This window comes from Paenibacillus sp. Y859, assembly GCF_056786405.1.
In genome coordinates, this window is record NZ_JBXCIZ010000002.1 from 218,446 (window position 1) to 237,260 (window position 18,815).

General features: G+C 41.0%; 19 protein-coding genes and 1 other RNA gene. 19 read left to right on the top strand and 1 reads right to left on the bottom strand.

Features of this window, described 5'->3' with window-relative positions; all coding sequences use genetic code 11:
- Positions 1-2: 2 nt before the first annotated feature.
- The 16 genes from ybeY (at position 3) to AC1TO8_RS05895 (ending at position 14,297) form a co-directional block, all read left to right on the top strand.
- Positions 3-500, top strand: coding sequence for an rRNA maturation RNase YbeY (gene ybeY / locus AC1TO8_RS05820; RefSeq protein WP_482054669.1), 498 nt, complete (start codon positions 3-5; stop codon positions 498-500).
- Positions 500-868 (top strand): diacylglycerol kinase family protein, encoded by a 369-nt coding sequence (locus AC1TO8_RS05825; RefSeq protein WP_482054670.1) that lies wholly within the window; start codon positions 500-502, stop codon positions 866-868. Before ybeY ends, AC1TO8_RS05825 begins: the two co-directional genes overlap by 1 nt.
- Before the next feature lie 3 nt (positions 869-871).
- Positions 872-1,285 carry a cytidine deaminase gene (locus AC1TO8_RS05830; protein ID WP_482055224.1) on the top strand — a complete coding sequence of 138 codons (414 nt, stop codon included), beginning with the start codon at positions 872-874 and terminating at the stop codon, positions 1,283-1,285.
- Positions 1,286-1,346: 61 nt separating this feature from the next.
- Positions 1,347-2,243: a GTPase Era gene (era, locus tag AC1TO8_RS05835; protein ID WP_482054671.1), complete on the top strand. Its 897-nt coding sequence runs from the start codon at positions 1,347-1,349 to the stop codon at positions 2,241-2,243.
- Positions 2,244-2,398: 155 nt separating this feature from the next.
- Positions 2,399-2,548: a YqzL family protein gene (locus AC1TO8_RS05840; RefSeq protein WP_482054672.1), complete on the top strand. Its 150-nt coding sequence runs from the start codon at positions 2,399-2,401 to the stop codon at positions 2,546-2,548.
- A 33-nt stretch (positions 2,549-2,581) separates the two neighbouring features.
- Positions 2,582-3,337 (top strand): DNA repair protein RecO, encoded by a 756-nt coding sequence (gene recO / locus AC1TO8_RS05845; protein ID WP_482054673.1) that lies wholly within the window; start codon positions 2,582-2,584, stop codon positions 3,335-3,337.
- Between the two features lie 341 nt (positions 3,338-3,678).
- Positions 3,679-4,566: a glycine--tRNA ligase subunit alpha gene (gene glyQ, locus AC1TO8_RS05850; protein ID WP_482054674.1), complete on the top strand. Its 888-nt coding sequence runs from the start codon at positions 3,679-3,681 to the stop codon at positions 4,564-4,566.
- Positions 4,559-6,634 carry a glycine--tRNA ligase subunit beta gene (glyS, locus tag AC1TO8_RS05855; protein WP_482054675.1) on the top strand — a complete coding sequence of 692 codons (2,076 nt, stop codon included), beginning with the start codon at positions 4,559-4,561 and terminating at the stop codon, positions 6,632-6,634. The genes glyQ and glyS overlap by 8 nt, the downstream gene beginning before the upstream one ends.
- A 239-nt stretch (positions 6,635-6,873) precedes the next feature.
- Positions 6,874-7,347, top strand: a complete 474-nt coding sequence (locus AC1TO8_RS05860; RefSeq protein ID WP_482055225.1) for a YaiI/YqxD family protein — start codon at positions 6,874-6,876, stop codon at positions 7,345-7,347.
- Positions 7,348-7,387: 40 nt separating this feature from the next.
- Positions 7,388-9,208, top strand: a complete 1,821-nt coding sequence (gene dnaG, locus AC1TO8_RS05865) for a DNA primase (protein WP_482055226.1) — start codon at positions 7,388-7,390, stop codon at positions 9,206-9,208.
- A gap of 46 nt (positions 9,209-9,254) precedes the next feature.
- Entirely contained in the window at positions 9,255-10,391 is a 1,137-nt protein-coding gene (rpoD, locus tag AC1TO8_RS05870; RefSeq protein ID WP_482054676.1) for an RNA polymerase sigma factor RpoD, read from the top strand.
- 218 nt (positions 10,392-10,609) lie between these two features.
- On the top strand, positions 10,610-11,473 hold the full coding sequence (locus AC1TO8_RS05875) for a hypothetical protein (RefSeq protein ID WP_482054677.1): 864 nt from the start codon (positions 10,610-10,612) through the stop codon (positions 11,471-11,473).
- Positions 11,470-12,243, top strand: coding sequence for a tRNA (adenine(22)-N(1))-methyltransferase (locus AC1TO8_RS05880; RefSeq protein ID WP_482054678.1), 774 nt, complete (start codon positions 11,470-11,472; stop codon positions 12,241-12,243). Before AC1TO8_RS05875 ends, AC1TO8_RS05880 begins: the two co-directional genes overlap by 4 nt.
- Positions 12,219-13,334, top strand: coding sequence for a Nif3-like dinuclear metal center hexameric protein (locus AC1TO8_RS05885; RefSeq protein ID WP_482054679.1), 1,116 nt, complete (start codon positions 12,219-12,221; stop codon positions 13,332-13,334). Before AC1TO8_RS05880 ends, AC1TO8_RS05885 begins: the two co-directional genes overlap by 25 nt.
- An 80-nt stretch (positions 13,335-13,414) precedes the next feature.
- Positions 13,415-13,825: RNase P RNA component class A (gene rnpB / locus AC1TO8_RS05890), an RNA gene on the top strand.
- A 193-nt stretch (positions 13,826-14,018) separates the two neighbouring features.
- Positions 14,019-14,297, top strand: coding sequence for a hypothetical protein (locus AC1TO8_RS05895; protein WP_482054680.1), 279 nt, complete (start codon positions 14,019-14,021; stop codon positions 14,295-14,297).
- A 281-nt stretch (positions 14,298-14,578) separates the two neighbouring features.
- Here AC1TO8_RS05895 and AC1TO8_RS05900 read toward each other — a convergent pair whose 3' ends face one another.
- Positions 14,579-16,501: a S8 family peptidase gene (locus tag AC1TO8_RS05900; RefSeq protein WP_482054681.1), complete on the bottom strand. Its 1,923-nt coding sequence runs from the start codon at positions 16,499-16,501 to the stop codon at positions 14,579-14,581.
- A gap of 189 nt (positions 16,502-16,690) precedes the next feature.
- On the opposite strand from AC1TO8_RS05900, the gene AC1TO8_RS05905 reads away from it, so the two are divergent.
- The 3 genes from AC1TO8_RS05905 (at position 16,691) to AC1TO8_RS05915 (ending at position 18,651) form a co-directional block, all read left to right on the top strand.
- Positions 16,691-16,909 (top strand): DUF1540 domain-containing protein, encoded by a 219-nt coding sequence (locus AC1TO8_RS05905; protein WP_482054682.1) that lies wholly within the window; start codon positions 16,691-16,693, stop codon positions 16,907-16,909.
- A gap of 34 nt (positions 16,910-16,943) precedes the next feature.
- A complete protein-coding gene (locus tag AC1TO8_RS05910) occupies positions 16,944-17,375 on the top strand; it encodes a hypothetical protein (RefSeq protein WP_482054683.1) in 432 nt (143 codons plus the stop codon).
- Between the two features lie 526 nt (positions 17,376-17,901).
- Positions 17,902-18,651 carry a lytic transglycosylase domain-containing protein gene (locus AC1TO8_RS05915; protein ID WP_482054684.1) on the top strand — a complete coding sequence of 250 codons (750 nt, stop codon included), beginning with the start codon at positions 17,902-17,904 and terminating at the stop codon, positions 18,649-18,651.
- The last annotated feature ends 164 nt before the right edge of the window (positions 18,652-18,815 follow it).

The following is an 18,815-nucleotide window of genomic DNA, read 5'->3' on the forward strand; positions in this document are numbered from 1 at the left end:
ATATGAGTCTACAACTGGCTTGGAATAACGAGCAGACGGAGTATGAGATTAATGAATCATTAATAACTTTGCTTGAATTAGCGCTTCAAAAGGCTGGGGAAGTCGAGGGTGTGATCGACGGGGAGGTTGCGTTAACCTTTGTGGATGATGAGCAGATCCATGAATTGAACCGGGATTATCGTGGTATTGATAGACCTACAGATGTCCTTTCTTTTGCTATGAATGATTCGCTAGATGATGAACTTGAAATTGTCTATGAATTAGAAGAAGGAGAGACGATGGAGGGAATTCCGGAAGTGCTTGGTGATATTATCATTTCCGTTACCCGTGCGAAGTTACAAAGCGAAGAATATGGTCACTCTTTAGAACGCGAAATCGGATTTTTGTTTGTTCATGGTTTTTTGCACTTACTTGGTTATGATCATCAAGATAAAGTTACCGAGGACGAAATGATGGGCAAGCAGGAAGCTGTTCTAGTTCAAGTAGGGTTGAATCGATAATGGCTAGGAAACCCTTCCTTTCATCCTTTGGCTTTGCGGTGGAAGGAATTAGGTATGTCATGACAACTCAAAGAAACATGAAGGTGCATGGCGTTACTGCCCTGCTCGTTATAATAGCTGCTGCCGTTCTAGGGGTAGGCCCGATACAATGGTTGTTCCTACTTTTGGCTATTACATTAGTGTGGATAGCTGAGATGTTTAACACAGCTATAGAGGCTGTTGTGGATATGGTATCACTTGATATTCATCCTTTGGCTAAAGCAGCCAAAGATACTGCTGCAGGAGCTGTGTTCATTACTGCGGCTTTTGCAGTGATTGTAGGAATGATCATCTTCTACAGACCGATTGTAGAGTTGTTTGGGGGTTAAATGATGGATGCGGTTATGTTGTTAGAAGAAGCTATGAAAGCACGGGAAAAGGCGTATATCCCTTACTCGCACTTTGGCGTAGGAGCGGCTCTACTGGATAGTGAAGGACAAGTACATCACGGATGTAACATTGAGAACGCCGCTTATGGACCTACCAACTGCGCTGAACGGACAGCTATGTTCCGGGCGATTGCAGATGGACATCAAGCGGGTAGTTTTAAAGCGTTAGCCGTCGTAGGAGATACAGAAGAACCCATTGCACCATGTGGTGTATGCCGGCAAGTGATGGTAGAATTATGTGATCCTAATATGTTAGTCATTCTAGGAAATCTGAAGGGTGATGTTCGTGAAACGACAGTTGGCGAATTACTGCCGGGTTATTTTGGTCCATCAGATCTAGAGAACGTTAGAAGTTAGAACATCAATGGAATTGAATATGTAGTTATAGAGGGACCATCCTTAGGAGGACAATAATTAAATGGCAAAGTTTAAATCAGGTTTCATAGGAATCATCGGAAGACCCAATGTAGGTAAATCAACATTAATGAATCAAGTTATTGGGCAAAAAATCGCGATTATGTCAGATAAGCCGCAAACGACTCGTAATAAAATCCATGGTGTATTCACAACAGAGAAAATGCAAATTGTATTTCTTGATACACCAGGTATTCATAAAAGACAGTCCAAATTGGGTGATTTCATGAATCAGACAGCTCTTAACACTTTAGGTGAAGTTGAGGCAGTATGCTTTCTTGTAGATGCTTCTGAAGGAATGGGAGGCGGTGATCGTTACATTGTTGAGCAACTTAAAAATGTTCAGACTCCAGTCATTCTAGTGTTAAATAAAATTGATCGCATCGAGCCAGAAGCATTACTTCCACTCATTGAAGGGTATCGTAAGCTGTATGATTTCGCTGAGATTATTCCGGTATCCGCCAAAAACGGAAATAATGTCAACACGTTACTAGAACAGTTGGAGAAATACCTACCGGAAGGGCCTCAATATTATCCAGCAGACCAGATTACAGATCACCCAGAACAATTCGTCTGTTCCGAGCTTATTCGTGAGAAAATTCTCCATCTGACAAGGGAAGAAGTCCCGCATTCTATCGCTGTTGCGATCGAAGATATGCAGGTCAGAGACAATGGTGTGGTGCATATATCTGCGGTCATTTTTGTTGAGAGAAGTTCACAAAAAGGCATTATTATTGGTAAACAAGGTGCGATGTTGAAAGAGATCGGACAACTGGCAAGACATGATATTCAGAATTTATTGGGATCCAAAATATTCCTTGAATTATGGGTTAAGGTTAAAAAAGATTGGCGCAATCAGGATCGTGTTCTTCGAGACCTCGGATTTCATCGCGGAAGCTAACACTTTGATTTATAGTGGTATATTTCGTAATCAAAAGGTGATTTTTTGAACTTCCTCTAAGTAGGTTGGTAGGATTTGCAACACATATTACAACGAACATCGCACATCCTAAATTTGAAGATGCAGATGCATTCTCAAGGAAAGGATGAATACGTATGCGAGATTTTTCGTGGAAGTATTTTGCGATGACTGGAGATGTGGATGCTTATTTGCTATTTAAAGAAGCAGGTCATACACCAGAATCAGTGTTGTTCGCTTCCGATGTCATGGTGGAAGAGAAGGTTGATTATGAAGAGAACGAATGAGAGATTGCTCCGTGAATGGTTGGGGGAAGAGGCATGCTATACAGGGTGGAAGGGATTGTCATCCGCAGCATGGACTACGGTGAGGGCAACAAAATCATTACGCTTTGCACCGAGAACACGGGAAAAATAGGAGTTCTTGTTCGAGGCGCAAAGAAAGTGAAAAGCCGACATGCTGCCTTGACGCAGCTGTTTACGTTAGGAGAATATGTTTTTTTTAGAAGCGGTAAGGGATTAGGCACACTAAATGCAGGTGAAATCACCGAATCACACCATCGTCTTCGTGGAGATCTCTATATGGCAGCATATGCATCATATGCTTGTGAACTTCTTGATCGTATTCTCCATGATGAGGAGACAGGCAGTTTTTGGTTTCAGCAGTTGAAGGCTTGTCTTGTCGCTTTGGAGGAAGGGAAGGACGCTGGAATTATAATCAATGTATATGAAATGAAAATACTACAAACGGCGGGCTATGCTCCAGAACTGTATACATGTATTTCTTGTGGACTTTCGCGAAGTGATGAGGAACTAATGATAAGTCCTCAACTTGGTGGTGTGTTATGTAGACAATGTCGACATCTTGATCGGCAAGCAATGAAAGTTTCTCCAAGAGGTCTGAAGATGTTGCGTGTATTTGCACAACTTGATTTAAGGCAACTTGGAAATATTGCTGTTAGAGAAGAGACTAAGGCCGAATTGAAACTGATTATGAGAGCTTTTATAGATCTACAATTAGGAGTGAAACTTAAATCCAGAAATTTTCTTGATCAAATGGATAAATATGAAATTTGACGAATGGGGCAATATCCATTAGTATATTATAAGATTAAGTGAATTTTAACATGCATTGATCGGGATATTTACGATTGTTGATCCTGTACGTTTAGCGAGCTGGGGATGGTGTGAGCCTAGTGGGGGAGAATCGTGAAATGGCAACTCGGGAGCATGAAAAGAATAATAAAAGTGGATTGTGTTGTAAGTTTTAGCTTACGGGACAATCAAATAGGGTGGAACCGCGGGAATATAAGTTCTCGTCCCTATGTCTGTACAGCAGACGTAGGGACGAGGGCTTTTTTTGTTGTGCAGACGAAAGAATGTAAAAGAAATGAGAATAAGTAAAGGAGCGATGCTAAATGAATTTTCAACAGATGATTCTTACACTGCAGCAGTTCTGGGCAGAGCAAAACTGTATTATTGTCCAACCGTATGATACTGAAAAAGGTGCGGGGACGATGAATCCGATGACTTACTTGCATTCGATTGGTCCTGAGCCATGGAATGTGGCTTATGTGGAGCCTTCTCGTCGCCCATCGGATGGACGTTATGGAGAGAATCCGAATCGGCTTTATCAGCATCACCAATTCCAAGTCATTCTTAAACCTTCACCTGATAATATTCAAGAAATTTATTTGGATAGTTTGAAACGTCTTGGCATCGACCCGTTGAAGCATGATATAAGATTTGTGGAAGACAACTGGGAAGCGCCAACTTTAGGTGCATGGGGTCTTGGATGGGAAGTATGGCTTGATGGTATGGAAGTGACACAATTTACGTATTTCCAACAAGTTGGTGGAATTGATGCGAATCCTGTCGCTGTAGAGATTACATATGGGATGGAGCGTCTTGCGTCATATATTCAGGATAAAGAGAATGTATTCGATCTTGAATGGGTAAATGGTATTACGTATGGAGATGTGTTTCATCAAGCAGAAGTTGAACATTCCAAGTATACTTTTGAAGTATCTGATGTCCAAATGTTGTTCACATTATTCAATATGTATGAAGAAGAAGCTAATAAAGCGATGGAGCAACATTTAGTGTTCCCTGCTTATGATTATGTATTGAAATGTTCTCATACGTTTAATCTGCTTGATGCTCGTGGAGCGATAAGTGTCACCGAACGAACCGGTTATATTATGCGTGTAAGAAACTTGGCGCGTCAGATTGCTGCAACTCATTTAGAAGAACGTGAGAGACTAGGCTTCCCACTCTGCAAGAAAGGAGAGGTTCAACGTGGCTAAAGATCTATTGTTTGAAATAGGATTGGAAGAAGTACCTGCTCGTTTCATACGTGCAGCTGTAGATCAGTTGAAGGAACGGTTGGTTAACTGGCTGGATCAATCAAGAATCGTCCATGGGGCGGTACATGCCTATGCGACACCTCGTCGTTTAGCTGTTCTGGTTGAAGGTGTGGCTGAGAAACAAGAAGATACAGAGGAAGAAGTAAAAGGGCCATCCCGTAAAATAGCACAGGATGCTAGTGGCGAATGGAGTAAAGCTGCATTAGGTTTTGCTCGTAGTCAAGGGGTGGATCCTGCAGAGTTTAGGTTCCAAGAGTTAAATGGGGTTGAATATATTTACGTGACGAAGAGCAATTTAGGTGTAGAGACATCCAGTGTTTTAGCAGAAGCTTTGTTGAGTATTCTGTCATCCATGACTTTCCCTAAAAATATGCGTTGGAGTGCCTATGACTTTAAATTCGTCAGACCTATCCGTTGGCTTATTGCCTTGTTTGGTAATGATGTAATTGATTTAGAGATAACTGGAGTGAAATCGGGGAATATAACACGAGGACATCGTTTCTTAGGTGGTGAAGTAGTTGTTACGAATCCATCTGTTTACTTGGATGTTCTTCGTAGCCAGTCTGTCATTGCCAATATCGATGAACGTAAAGAAATGATTGTGAATCAAATCGATGCTCTTGCAGAAGAGAAACAATGGAAGATTGCTGTTAAAGAGGATCTGCTTGAAGAGGTTTTGTTCCTTGTTGAAACACCGACGGTATTATTCGGAACGTTTGATCCTTCATTTCTAGAAATTCCTCAAGATGTTCTAATTACTTCTATGAGGGAGCATCAACGTTATTTCCCAGTATTGAATGAGCAAGATCAATTGCTACCGTTCTTCGTGACTGTACGTAATGGGAATAACACCTCATTGGATGTTATTGCTAAGGGGAATGAGAAAGTATTGCGCGCTCGTTTGTCGGATGCGAAGTTCTTTTACCTGGAGGATCAAAAGCTTCATATTAAGGACGCCTTGTTGAAACTTGAGAATATTGTATTCCATGAAGAGTTAGGTACTATTGCTGATAAAGTAGGCAGAATCCGTCGTATTGCGGACAGTCTGTCATCTGCACTACAGGTTTCTCAAGAAGATGCAGAAGCAGTAAGTCGTGCTGCTGAGATCTGTAAGTTCGATCTTGTCACTCAAATGGTTTATGAGTTTCCTGAATTGCAAGGTGTGATGGGTGAAGACTATGCCCGTAAAGCTGGCGAGAGGGAAGATGTGGCTAAGGCTGTATTCCAACATTATCAACCACGTTTTGCTGGAGATAATACACCTGATTCACTCGTAGGTTCGCTCGTTAGTATTGCTGATAAAATGGATACGATCATTGGGTGTTTCTCAGTAGGTATTATCCCAACCGGATCACAAGATCCATATGCTCTTAGACGTCAAGCACAAGGAATTGTACAAATCATGCTTGCACAAAAGTTTCCGATTTCCTTATCAGAGTTGATCAACATAAGTATAGAAATCCATGGAAGTCTTCGTAAAATGAAGCTTTCCACCGATGAAATACGTAAAGCTGTAACTGATTTCTTCGGACTTCGCGTGAAAAAGATTCTTTCTGAAAATTTGCGTTACGATGTCGTAGATGCGGTAATTTCAGCGGATTTCGATGATATCGCTTCTGTAGTCTCACGTGGCGAAGCGTTAATGGACGCTGTGAATAATCAAGAAGACTTCAAGACGACAGTGGAATCTTTTAACCGTGTTAGTAATCTGAGCGGGAAAGCTGAACACCATACGATAAGCGAATCTCTTTTTCAAGAAAAAGGGGAGAAGGAGCTTTATAAAGGTTGGAATTCTATCCTTGAAGATTATCATGTAGCACTGCAACGACGTGATGGATTTAAGGCTTTGCAGACGTTAGGAGAAATTCGTAGCGCCATTACTAAATTTTTCGATTCTGTTATGGTTATGGCAGAGGATGAGAAGATTAGAAATAATCGATTGGCACTTCTTGCCGCTATCGATCAAGATCTCAAGAAATTTGCGGATTTCTCAAAACTTGTGTTGTAACTATAAGAAAAGTGGGTATATATACAAAAATACAAAAAGGCTTCAGTACAAATAGTAAGCAAGTATAGGTCTTTCACTGACTTTCAAATATTTACTAGTTGATGAGAAGAAGGAGTTTACCTAGTACAGAGCGTATATATACTAATAAGTGCGAGTTCAAAAAGTCAGATTCTCAGTATAAATGACTTTTTGAACATTCTCCATGTAAGAATTAAATTTAGGGTAGAATAGGTGATATTCTGACTACACAGATAAATTGTCATATTGTCGTCGATGGAGATGCCTGTCCGGTTAAACATGAAATAGCAGTTACTGCACGCCGGTTTTCTATTCCAGTTATTATGGTCTCATCTTATGATCATCTAATTCGAGAAGAAGAAGGCGTTACTGCTGTGCAGGTTGATCGGAGTGATCAAAGTGCAGATCTCTACATTGCTAACCATATTACACGTGGTGATATCGTAGTGACACAGGATTATGGATTAGCTGCATTAGCATTAGCTAAAGGTTGCTACGTTATCTCAAACCGAGGATTGCAATATGGAGATGATAATATTGAATTAATGTTGGATCGAAGGCATCACCAAGCGAAGGCAAGGAGAATGGGCAAGCATTCTAAAGGACCTAGACCGATTACAACAGATGACAAAACATTTTTCCAACACAATTTGACAAAAATTTTAGAGAGTTTGCAGGAGAACGGTCAGTCGTAGCGAATAATATTTACGTGCTAAAGAGATGAAGGTGGTAAAGATGAGTGCCGGGCAAGGTAATATTCCGGAAAAAGTAATCGACTCTGTTTTGGAGCACAATGATATTGTCGATACGGTAGGTAAGTACGTTCATCTGACAAAGCAAGGAAAGTATATGAAAGGCCTTTGTCCGTTTCACTCGGAGAAGACTCCATCATTTACCGTGACACCGGAAAAGCAAATTTTCTACTGTTATGGTTGTGGCAAGGGTGGAAATGCTATCAAATTCACGATGGAAATGGAAGGATTATCATTCCCTGAAGCGGTTAAAATGATGGCAGAGGAAAGTCATATTGAGATGCCTGAAGTACAAGGCTATGCAGTTATTCCGGCTAACCCGGAGAGAGAAAGGCTACTGCAGGCTTACGAATGGTCATCCAAATTCTTTCATTACTTGCTAAAGAATACGGAACACGGGAAACCAGCAATGGATTATTTACGTTCACGTGGATTTACAGATAAGATGATTGATCAGTTCCAGATTGGCTATGCACCAGATTCGTGGAATACGTTGGTACAGTTTTTGACTAAACGTTCTTTCGATCTTGAAGAAATGGACAAGGGAGGACTTTTGTCTGTTCGAAGTGATGGTACGGGCTATATTGATCGTTTCCGGGATAGGGTCATATTTCCCATTAACGATAGAAATGGCAGAGTGATTGCTTTTGCTGGACGAGTACTTGGTGATGCCCAACCTAAATATTTGAATTCACCTGAAAGTAAGTTGTTTAACAAAAGTCGAATTTTGTATAACCTGCATCAAGCGAAAAGCTCGATCCGCAAGCTGCGGCAAATCGTTCTCTTTGAAGGGTACGGTGATGTTATTGCGGCATGGGAGGCAGGCGTACAGAATGGTGTTGCGACGATGGGAACTTCTTTAACCGAAGGCCATATCTCAATGATGAAGACGATGGCTGATGAATTATTGATTTGCTTCGATGGAGATCGTGCTGGCCAGTCATCAGCTATGAAGAATATTCCGATGGTTGAGAGTGCAGGAATGAGAATTAAAATTGCTGTATTAAGCGATGGGCTCGATCCTGATGACTTTGTACGTAAATACGGACCAGAACGGTTTATGACTCAAATTATTGAGGGTGCTGTTTCAACTACAAAATTTAAACTTATATATCTGAGAAAAAACCATATACTGCTAGAAGAAGATGGGAAGATTGCTTATATGAAGGAAGTTCTCCCGATCATTGCAGCACTACCATCCTCGACAGAGAGAGAAGTGTATCTGCGGGAATTATCTTCAGAACATCAGCTTTCATACGAGAGTCTTAAGCAGGATAGCAATCTGATTCGTCAGACAATGCAAAAAAACATGCCAGATGGGGATAATTTTGACGATGGGTGGAATAATGGTAGGCATAAAAAAGAGAAGGTTGCTATGCCAACTTTACTCCCAGCTTATCACACAGCAGAGCGTAGAATATTAGGTTTAATGCTTCAAGATGTTGAAGTTGCACAGTATGTGAGTGAGCGTCTCGGAGAAGCTTTTAATATTGAAGATCATGCAGCTATTGCTGCTTATCTATATGCCTATTATGCACAGGGTAAACACCCGGATATAAGCCGATTTATTTCATCCCTTCATGACGACCGACTGGAGAAGACACTTAGTTCTATCTCAATGATGGATATACCCCGTGAGTGGAGTGTTGAGTTGTTGGACGATTACATTCGGGAAATTCATAAAGTTCCACAGCAACGAGTAATAGAGCTTAAAAAAGAAGAGATGATGAGCGCGGAGCGTTCAGGTGATTCTTTACGTGCGGCACAAATAGTAATTGAAATTATTGCCCTAGAGAGACAGTGAATGATCGTTATGGTTGGATTGTTTCTAGGGAGGAGGGAGTCGAATTATGGCGAATGATCAACGTACTGAAATAGAGACAGAATTGACTTTGGATCAAGTTAAAGATCAACTGGTTGAGCAAGGTAAGAAGAAATCGACATTGAACATGAAGGATATTATGGAGAAATTGTCACCATTTGACCAAGATCCTGAGCAAATGGAAGAGTTTTACGAGCATTTGAGCGATTTGGAGATTGAAGTAGTCAATGAAAATGACGAAGAAGATTCTAACACACTCCGACCTAATGATGACTCTGAAGAACAACAGGAGGGTGAGACTGTCTTTGTTGACGATCTATCATTACCTCCAGGGATAAAGATCAATGATCCTGTCCGTATGTATCTGAAGGAAATTGGACGTGTTCAGTTACTATCAGCAGATGATGAAGTTCAACTAGCTAAACGGATTGAAAAAGGTGATGAAGAGGCTAAGAGACGTCTTGCAGAAGCTAACCTACGGCTTGTAGTCAGCATTGCAAAGCGGTATGTTGGACGTGGCATGTTGTTCCTTGATCTTATTCAAGAAGGTAACATGGGTCTTATCAAGGCTGTAGAGAAGTTCGATCATGGAAAAGGATTTAAATTTAGCACATATGCTACATGGTGGATACGTCAAGCTATCACCCGCGCTATTGCTGACCAAGCACGGACAATCCGAATTCCAGTTCATATGGTGGAAACCATTAACAAACTGATCCGCGTATCTCGTCAACTACTTCAAGAGCTAGGACGTGAGCCAGCACCGGAGGAAATTGCGATTGAGATGGAGTTAAGTGTTGAAAAGGTACGAGAGATTATGAAGATAGCTCAAGAACCGGTTTCACTCGAAACGCCGATCGGGGAAGAAGATGACTCACATCTTGGAGATTTCATAGAAGATCAGGAGGCATTGGCACCTGCCGATGCAGCTGCTTATGAGCTTCTCAAGGAGCAATTAGAAGATGTACTCGACACGCTTACTGAGCGGGAAGAGAATGTATTACGTTTGCGTTTCGGTCTAGACGATGGACGTACGAGAACTCTCGAAGAGGTTGGTAAAGTGTTCGGTGTAACCCGTGAACGGATTCGCCAGATCGAAGCTAAGGCGCTTCGTAAATTACGCCATCCAAGCCGAAGCAAGAGACTGAAGGACTTTTTGGAATAAAATGATTTATTGGACCTTCTGTAGCTTATTTGGCTCAGCAAGGTCCTTTTTTTTCGAATATAAGAAAGTATAAGTTTCACTTGATACTCTATTTCTTATATTTCGGCAGAGACGGGTACCGTCCTCGGAAAAGGACGACTTAGCCGTTTCTGCTTGGAAATACTCATCATTTGACCTTGGAGTGCATCTATAGTTTCGACATAGTATCATCATACGTATTGAAGATGCCGGTGTTTACCGGTCAGAAACGTGGTGAACTTATGAAACAAGAACGAAAAGAAATCATAATAGACGAAATTGAGCACTGGCGAGATAGCCGCTTGTTACCAGAGCAATATTGTGACTTCCTTCTTAATTTATATCAAGAACCGAAGAACGAGAAATCAAGTTCTTCCAGATTAAAATCTTTAAAACATAGTAATAGTATTCCATGGTTTCTTTCAATTGGAATTATTTCCTTGATTTGTTTTATTTGTTTTTATTTTAGCGCTTTTTCTTTGCCAATGCAAATGTTAACGTCAGTTATTGTGGTCGGAGTTTGTTATAGTTATGCGAGTGTATATAAGAGTAAATCTCGAATGCTTAGTCTGGTGCTTGCTGGTACAGGCAGCTTATTCATGCTAGTTCTAGGGGTATCGATGATTGCTCTTCATTCATGGAATGAGGGGCTATGGATACCGGTACTGATTGCAGTATGTGGAACGATTTGGATCCTTATGGGATATATTCTAAGGATTGGCCTGCTACATTATTGCGGAATAGCTGGATGGTTATTATTATATGCAGTATTCTGTCTTGTACAGATGCCCGATGTCACATGGGTTCTACTGCAGTTGTTATGGCTTCCACTGGTCATGCTTTTTATATGGCTAAGTTGGTTGTTGCACCAACATCATAAGATGCTATCCCAAGTATATTTCAGTATGGGATTGACCCTATGGTGTATACCTGAAATCGATATGATGTTTCTTAGGCATCAAATGCCAACGAATATCGTACTTCTATGTGTATTTAAAGTTGCTGTCGTACTTGTGGTGCTTTTCTATTCACGAAAAAAATGGATTGTGTGGGTGTCGTCATGAAATTATCGAAAAGATTACAATTTATTATGGAACAAATTCCAGAGGGAAGTACGTTAGCAGATATAGGTTCTGATCATGCCATGTTACCTGTAGCGGCTATTCAAAGTGGCAAGGTACTCCGAGCGGTAGCTGGGGAAGTTAATGCTGGACCACGGGATGCAGCTGCTAAACAAGTGGCTTCAGCTGGTCTGAAAGACAGAATCTCCGTTAGGCTTGGTGACGGTCTAGATGTCGTAACTCCTGGTGAAGTGGATGTTATTACGATCGCTGGCATGGGTGGTGCGCTTATCTCAAGTATATTGGAGCAAGGTTTGGATAAGCTTAAGGGTGTTAAGCAGCTTATATTGCAACCCAATGTAGGTGAAGATATCGTTCGACGTTGGTTGCTAGATAACGAATTTGTATTAACATCAGAGCACATTATGGAAGAGGACCGTAAAGTATATGAAATATTAACAGCTGTTCCAGAGAATACGTATGAGGCGAAGTTAACTAATAATGAAGTCTACAAAGAGTATGAAGTGGACAGTGCTAATGGAATTGTAAAAGTGACGAAGGATATTCAAATACGGATGGGTCCTTGGCTATTGAAGGAGAACAGCGGCATCTTTACAGCTAAGTGGATGTCAGAGCTTGATAAACTTGCACGAGTGTTGAAATCTCTAGGTACATCTTCTTTATCCTCAGCCGAGGCTAAATCTGAAGTCTTAGCACAAGAAATTCAGCAGATTAGGGAGGTGCTCACATGTTTGCCAAAGGACAGACTGTAATTCAATATATGGAGCAGCTAGCTCCTAAGCATGTAGCCATGCCTGATGATGTAATAGGACTGCAGTTAGGAACGTTACAGAAAGATATTCACAATGTTCTCATTGCGTTAGATGTGAACGATGAGGTAGTTGAGGAAGCAATCAGGCTAGAAGTTGATCTGATTATTGCGCATCATGCGATTATATTCCGTCCTCTAAAGCAGTTACAAACAGATACTCCGATGGGTAGACTATATGAGAAACTAATCAAGAATGATATTGCAGTCTATATAAGCCACACTAATCTGGATGTTACAGAAGGTGGAATGAACGATTGGATGGCTGAAGCACTGGGGATTGAGAATGGCTCTCCATTGGAAGATCTTCATACAGAGGAATTATCCAAGTTGGTTGTCTTCGTGCCTAAGAGCCATCATCAGCAAGTTCTAGATGCCATTCTAGGTGCAGGTGCAGGTATGATTGGAGATTACAGCCACTGTAGCTTTAATGTTGAAGGATACGGAACCTTTATGCCATTAGAGGGAACGGATCCATTTATAGGTAAGCAAGGAAGAATGGAACGTGTTGAAGAAATACGAATTGAGACGATTGTGCCACATGGAATCCGTAGTAAAGTAGTACAGGCCATGCTGAAAGCTCATCCCTATGAAGAGGTAGCCTATGATCTTTATGCAATGAATCTAAAAGGAAGAACATTGGGTCTTGGTCGCGTAGGGAAATTGAACAGACCGATGCTACTTGCAGAGTTCGTTGAGGTTGTGAAACAGAACTTACAGGTGGACCATGTAAGAGTGGTAGGAGACCTACAGCGTTCGATTCGTAAAGCGGCTGTTCTTGGTGGTTCAGGGGGGAGATATGTATCACCTTCTATTTATCGTGGCGCGGATGTACTTGTAACCGGGGATATTGATTATCATACAGCACAAGACGCTTTAATGGCAGGTATTGCGATTATTGATCCGGGACATAATGCGGAGAAAATAATGAAATCTAAAGTGGCAGATTGGATGAAAGAAAAGCTTCAAAATGCTAAAGTGGAGACCAAAGTACATGTGTCCGAAGTGAATACAGAACCATTTCAATTTATGTAAAGGGAGTGCTTTCCAAAGTTACAAGTTGATTAGGGTTGAATCTGCGGTAAATTCGCTGTATACTATCATTTGTTGCGATGAAAGTTTGACAGACAATCGCTGGTGATGCGTAAGGCATCACGAGAGGAAAGTCCGGGCTCCATAGGGCAGGGTGCTGGATAACGTCCAGTCAGCGCGAGTTGAAGGATAGTGCCACAGAAATGGACCGCCGATGGCTGCGCAAGCAGCACAGGCAAGGGTGGAACCGAGGTGTAAGAGACCCCGAGGAACGCTGGTGACTTCGTTCCTGGTAAACCCCACTTGGAGCAAGACCTAATGGAACGCAGCTTCTCTGCAAAGGGGAGCAACCTTAGCCCGAGGCGCGTTTAGGTTGGTCGCTTGAGCCGATCAGCAATGTTCGGCCTAGATAGATGATTGTCGTTTGGAGTGGGAGGGTAGTTCCCGTATGTACCACGAAGAACACAGGACCCGGCTTACGGCAAACTTTCACAACTACAACTTATATGTATAACTATTAAATGGTGTTGTTCTTTCAGTTATTTACTGAGGAACAACACCATTTTTATTTGGATGGACATATAGGGAGCTTCTTCCTGCATGATTCATACAGGTTGGTCATTCGTACAATCCAAAGGTAGATCTTTACAATATACTATATCAAAATCACGAAAGGAGTTATAACCTATGAGCGAATGTTCCAGATTTCAATGTCCACAGGTAGAGCCGATATTCTGTGACCCGATTGTTGTTGTTCAAGACTTCTTTTACCCTCAAATTGTTCCTGTAGTCCATACCGTTCAAGTAGTTAAAAGACACCATTGCGTTCCCGTATCCAAACATATTTACAATTATGTGACTACGGATGAAGCAATTGAGGAGAGAGTAGGCGTGTCCGGTCGGAAGGATAAAAAACGCAATGTAACAACGACAAAAGCAAAAGTGAAATCTAAATCAAAAAGGTAACTTTTGAGTTGAAATGAATAGAATAAAAATCCGTGCGAGTTTTTAGCACACGGATTTTTTGAAATATAAGAAAATATAAGTTTCACTTGAATCAATTTCATAATCGCCGATGCAGCTAAATCGGGTTGCGTAATTATGAAATTGATTCTTGTTACTCTATTTTTTATATCTATGGAGAGACGGATACCTTAAAGCGATACGAAGTATCGCTGGCATCGGAAGCGCAAACTCCTTAAAAAAGGACGGTATCCCCGTTTCTGCTGGGAGAGTTATGGTAACGGCTACTTAGAAGATTGATCTTTCCGAATGACAGACTGCATTTGATTCTGGACTTGTTGTGGCCAAAATTGAAGTGAGGAAGACCCATTTCCTGCTGCTTTAAGTGCTTTGTAAATATCGACTTGTCCATATCCGAAATATTTATCTCTTCCATTGTCACCTAAGTCAACGACACTTTCACGCATCAAATCCATGACTTCTTCGTTGTTGAGATTAGAATTTCTGGACCTAATGAGTCCTGCTAACGCAGCAACATGAGGACTTGCCATCGACGTTCCAGAAAGTGCAGCGTACTGATTATTCAGATAGGTGCTGGCTATACTTGTGCCTGGAGCTACTACATCAATATAATCCCCGTAATTAGAAAATGAAGCACGTTTCATATCGGAGTCTGTTGCTGATACAGAGAACACTTCAGGATAAGCAGCTGGGAAGCCTGGTCGTTCTGTATTGTCATTACCTGTAGCAGCTACAATTACAATATCTCGGTCATAGGCATATTTGATGGCATCATGCAGAAATTCGGAATCAGCATAATTGCCTAGGCTCATGTTGATAACTTTGGCACCATGATCTGCTGCCCAAATGATACCTTCTGCTACGGAATAAGTAGTACCAGCTCCCGAGCTGTCAAGTGCTTTAACAGGCATCACTTTATTGTACCAACTAATTCCGGCTACCCCTTCATTATTATTGACCACGGCACCTATAATTCCAGAGACATGTGTACCGTGTCCCACATCGTCCTTAGGTGGTTTGGATGGATCAATGACGTTATATCCTTCGACAAGATTCCCCTTCAAGTCGGGATGAGCTAGATCTACGCCTGTGTCCACAACGGCTATGATTACATCGGCACTTCCCTTTGACAAATCCCAAGCTTTGTTAGTTTCAATCGCAGGTAAATTCCATTGATATTTGGAGAACAACAGATCATTAGGAATAATAGGTGATATACGCGTAGAACTTTCATCTTTTAAGTCATTGGTTAGATATAAATAATGAGGTTCAACATAATTAGGTTTGTATTTATTTGTGAAATAAGTCTTTAGTTCGGAATAGCTCAAGTTTTTGGCGTGGAATACGTAAGCATAACCCATTTTGCGCACCCATTTAGAATGAATCTCACTGGAGATGGTCATTAATTCTTTATCTGAAATAGGTTCCCGGAAGTGAACAACGATTTCATGTTCATAATAATGGCTTGCATTTTCATTATCATGTCCTGTCTTTACGGTAATATCACGTAACGTATTTGTCTCCACAGATTCGATTCGGTAGTTGCCTTCTTTCGGATAAGGAATTAGTCGTAAATTACGTTTCTGGTGACTAGATACTTCGCTTAGAACCTGTTGGCTCACTAATGAAATAATACCTTTATTTCCACGAATGGATGGTTCAGCCATGATAAAGTATTGGGTGTCTTTTACTTGAAATGAAGGTGATTCATAGGGGCGGTGATTACGCAAATGGTGTTTCGCTAATCTGTGATACGTGTTGTACTGTTTATTATTATTCATATCCAAATTAAGGTCTTGCGCTTGATATGGAGTAGAACGCTTACTGGAGAAGTCGATCCAGGTCAGTAGTTGAATATGATGATGAGTCTTTTGCAATTGTTGGATATATGAACCCATCTCCTTTCGATTAAGTGTGTTGAATTGATTTACTATCGTTGTAAGATGCTGTTTCGCATCCATCCGAGTTAAAGTATCTGTGGATGAAATATCTTGGCTCATCATTTGTTGCTTCATGGTGTGTTCTTGTCGTGAGTTAATGACTGGAGTCTTTGAAGAAGAATGTGATTTGGAGCTGTTATTAGTACTGGTACTGATATTTGAATCATTCTTAGGTAGCACAATAAGCGTTGTGATCAATCCTGCTGTGAGAATAAGTCCTGCAATTAACCGTGCTCGCCGGGACATTCCAACACCTCCTATTACCCATCAAAGTTTTCATTAGCGTTAGGAAATAGCTCGAAATTTATTCATTACCTTGCTGATGTAGCTGGAAAACTACGAATGGGATATTCTTTGTATGTTTACATCAACTTACAGCTTCATATCCGCATATCAGTCTACACTGTCGGAAACAATGAAGAAGAGGTGATATAAATGAATAATGAGTCCAAAACATTAGTGAGGTGCAGTGTGAGTAATTGTCATTATTGGGGAGAACAGAACTTATGTCGTGCTGAGAAAATCATGATTGAAATTGATGCTCATGCTACTAGAAATTTGAATGAAGAATTTGGAGACGAGTCATATGTCATTCATCAGGATAAGGCTGATACGTCATCCTCGACTTGCTGCTTAACGTTTAGGCCTAAGTAAAGGAAATCTTGTCAATTTAATAGGAGGTGCTGGCATGGACGATGATAAACAGGGTTCAGGAACTCAAGATGATTCAATACAAAGAGATGAAGGTGTTCGCAAAAAGAGTACACTTCATGCTAATCTGTACAAGCGTGCGGATTATCCTCGTTTGACTCACAACGATAAAGAGGAGTATGCAGCAGAAATGACATCAACACCTGTTCGTATTCATGACGATAAGATCGAGAATAAAGATCGTGATGTCGAAGAGATGGACGATAGAACAGGACAAGTCGCTGGGTACGTTGGTCTTGCGTTGGGTGTTGTGTCTTTATTTATGTGGTCCATCGTTCTAGGGCCGATATCAGTTCTTATCGGATATTATGCCTATTCCCAAGGAAGAAAAGGAACTGGTGCTTGGTCGATAGGTCTAGGGATACTAGCTACACTTAGTTATCTCTTCTTTATTCCTTTTGGAAGATAATAAAGGGCGTGGAAAATGCTCGTGTAGGATACCGCTATGATGACGGATTGTCCTTCCGATCGCTGTTGCCCTTTGATTTCTTGATTGTATACCGCTTTAGCGGTTGAAATCAGAGGGCAAAGCATATGCTTTCGAAGTAGCTTTCCTACGGAAAGCTTGTAGGCGAGCGCTACCGCTTCTTCAAGACAATTCCGTCATCTTCGCTACTTCGTATATCATCGATTATTTTGTGCAATGCTGATTATGGTTTAGAATCTCTTTTAAATGATATTTCTAAGCGAACTTTCCAAGCCTCCGCGTGAGGTTAGGGAGTTCGCCTTTTTAACATAGTAAGGTGGTTTTTCTTACAAAAGGTACAGTTAAAATATGGAGAGTAATTAAATGTACTTTGTATAACGTTGGCGATATTAATCTGCTAACATCGTAAGCATAACCAGTTCCTTCCCACCGACGCTAGTCACTTTTACAGCATCCTTAGACATAATTTTGATGAAGAAGGTAGCGTATGACCTAATCCCATGATAAAATGTATGAAGAAGATTATGATGGAAGTTGGGATAAAGCTATGCAGATTGATAATGTGACAGCGAAACAACTTATTAACCTACAACAGAATGCCACAGTGCAGGATAAAGATGATCTTATACAGGATATTCTTAATACTCAAATGAGTGGATCTAATTTCGCAGGGGTGTTGAACCAGATCATGACAACGCCTGAATTATCTTCTGATAATCAAGTCGTATCTTCCAATGCGGGGGTATCTTGGGATGAAGGTCTTTTATGGCAACAGCTTGGTGTTGTGAGTAAGGATAATTTGAACTTCTCTGAATCGAAGGATCATGCTGGAAAGTCTTTATCAACAGAGTATAATGATTTGATTCAACAGGCAAGCCAGCAGTATGGAATATCCGAATCATTGATCAAAGCAGTTATCGATACAGAGTCGTCATTTAATTCGGAGGCAGTATCCTCAGCAGGAGCCAAAGGTTTAATGCAATTAATGGATGGAACAGCCGCGGGATTGGGAGTTAGAGATTCGTTTAATCCAGCAGAGAATATTGATGCAGGAACAAGGTATCTAGCTCAGCAATTAAAACGATTCAACGGAGAAGAGGACGTGGCACTTGCAGCTTATAATGCCGGACCAGGAAGAATTCAAGGTCTTGGAATATCGACCGATCAAGAACTACTGAATCGTTTGGATTCACTCCCATCGGAGACTAGAAATTATATTGCTAAGGTACAGAACGCTCGCACCAAATATGAAGCATAAATGCGAGTTCGATAAATAACTTTTGAACAACTTTTATATATGAAAACTGCATATTGGTTGATAAGAGATCACACGAGGAGGCACCAGGGTGAAGGTCAGCAAGACGATTTGCACCCTCTCCGCCGGTTGATCTTTTTGCGTTTCCGAAAAGAAAAAGAAGGGAG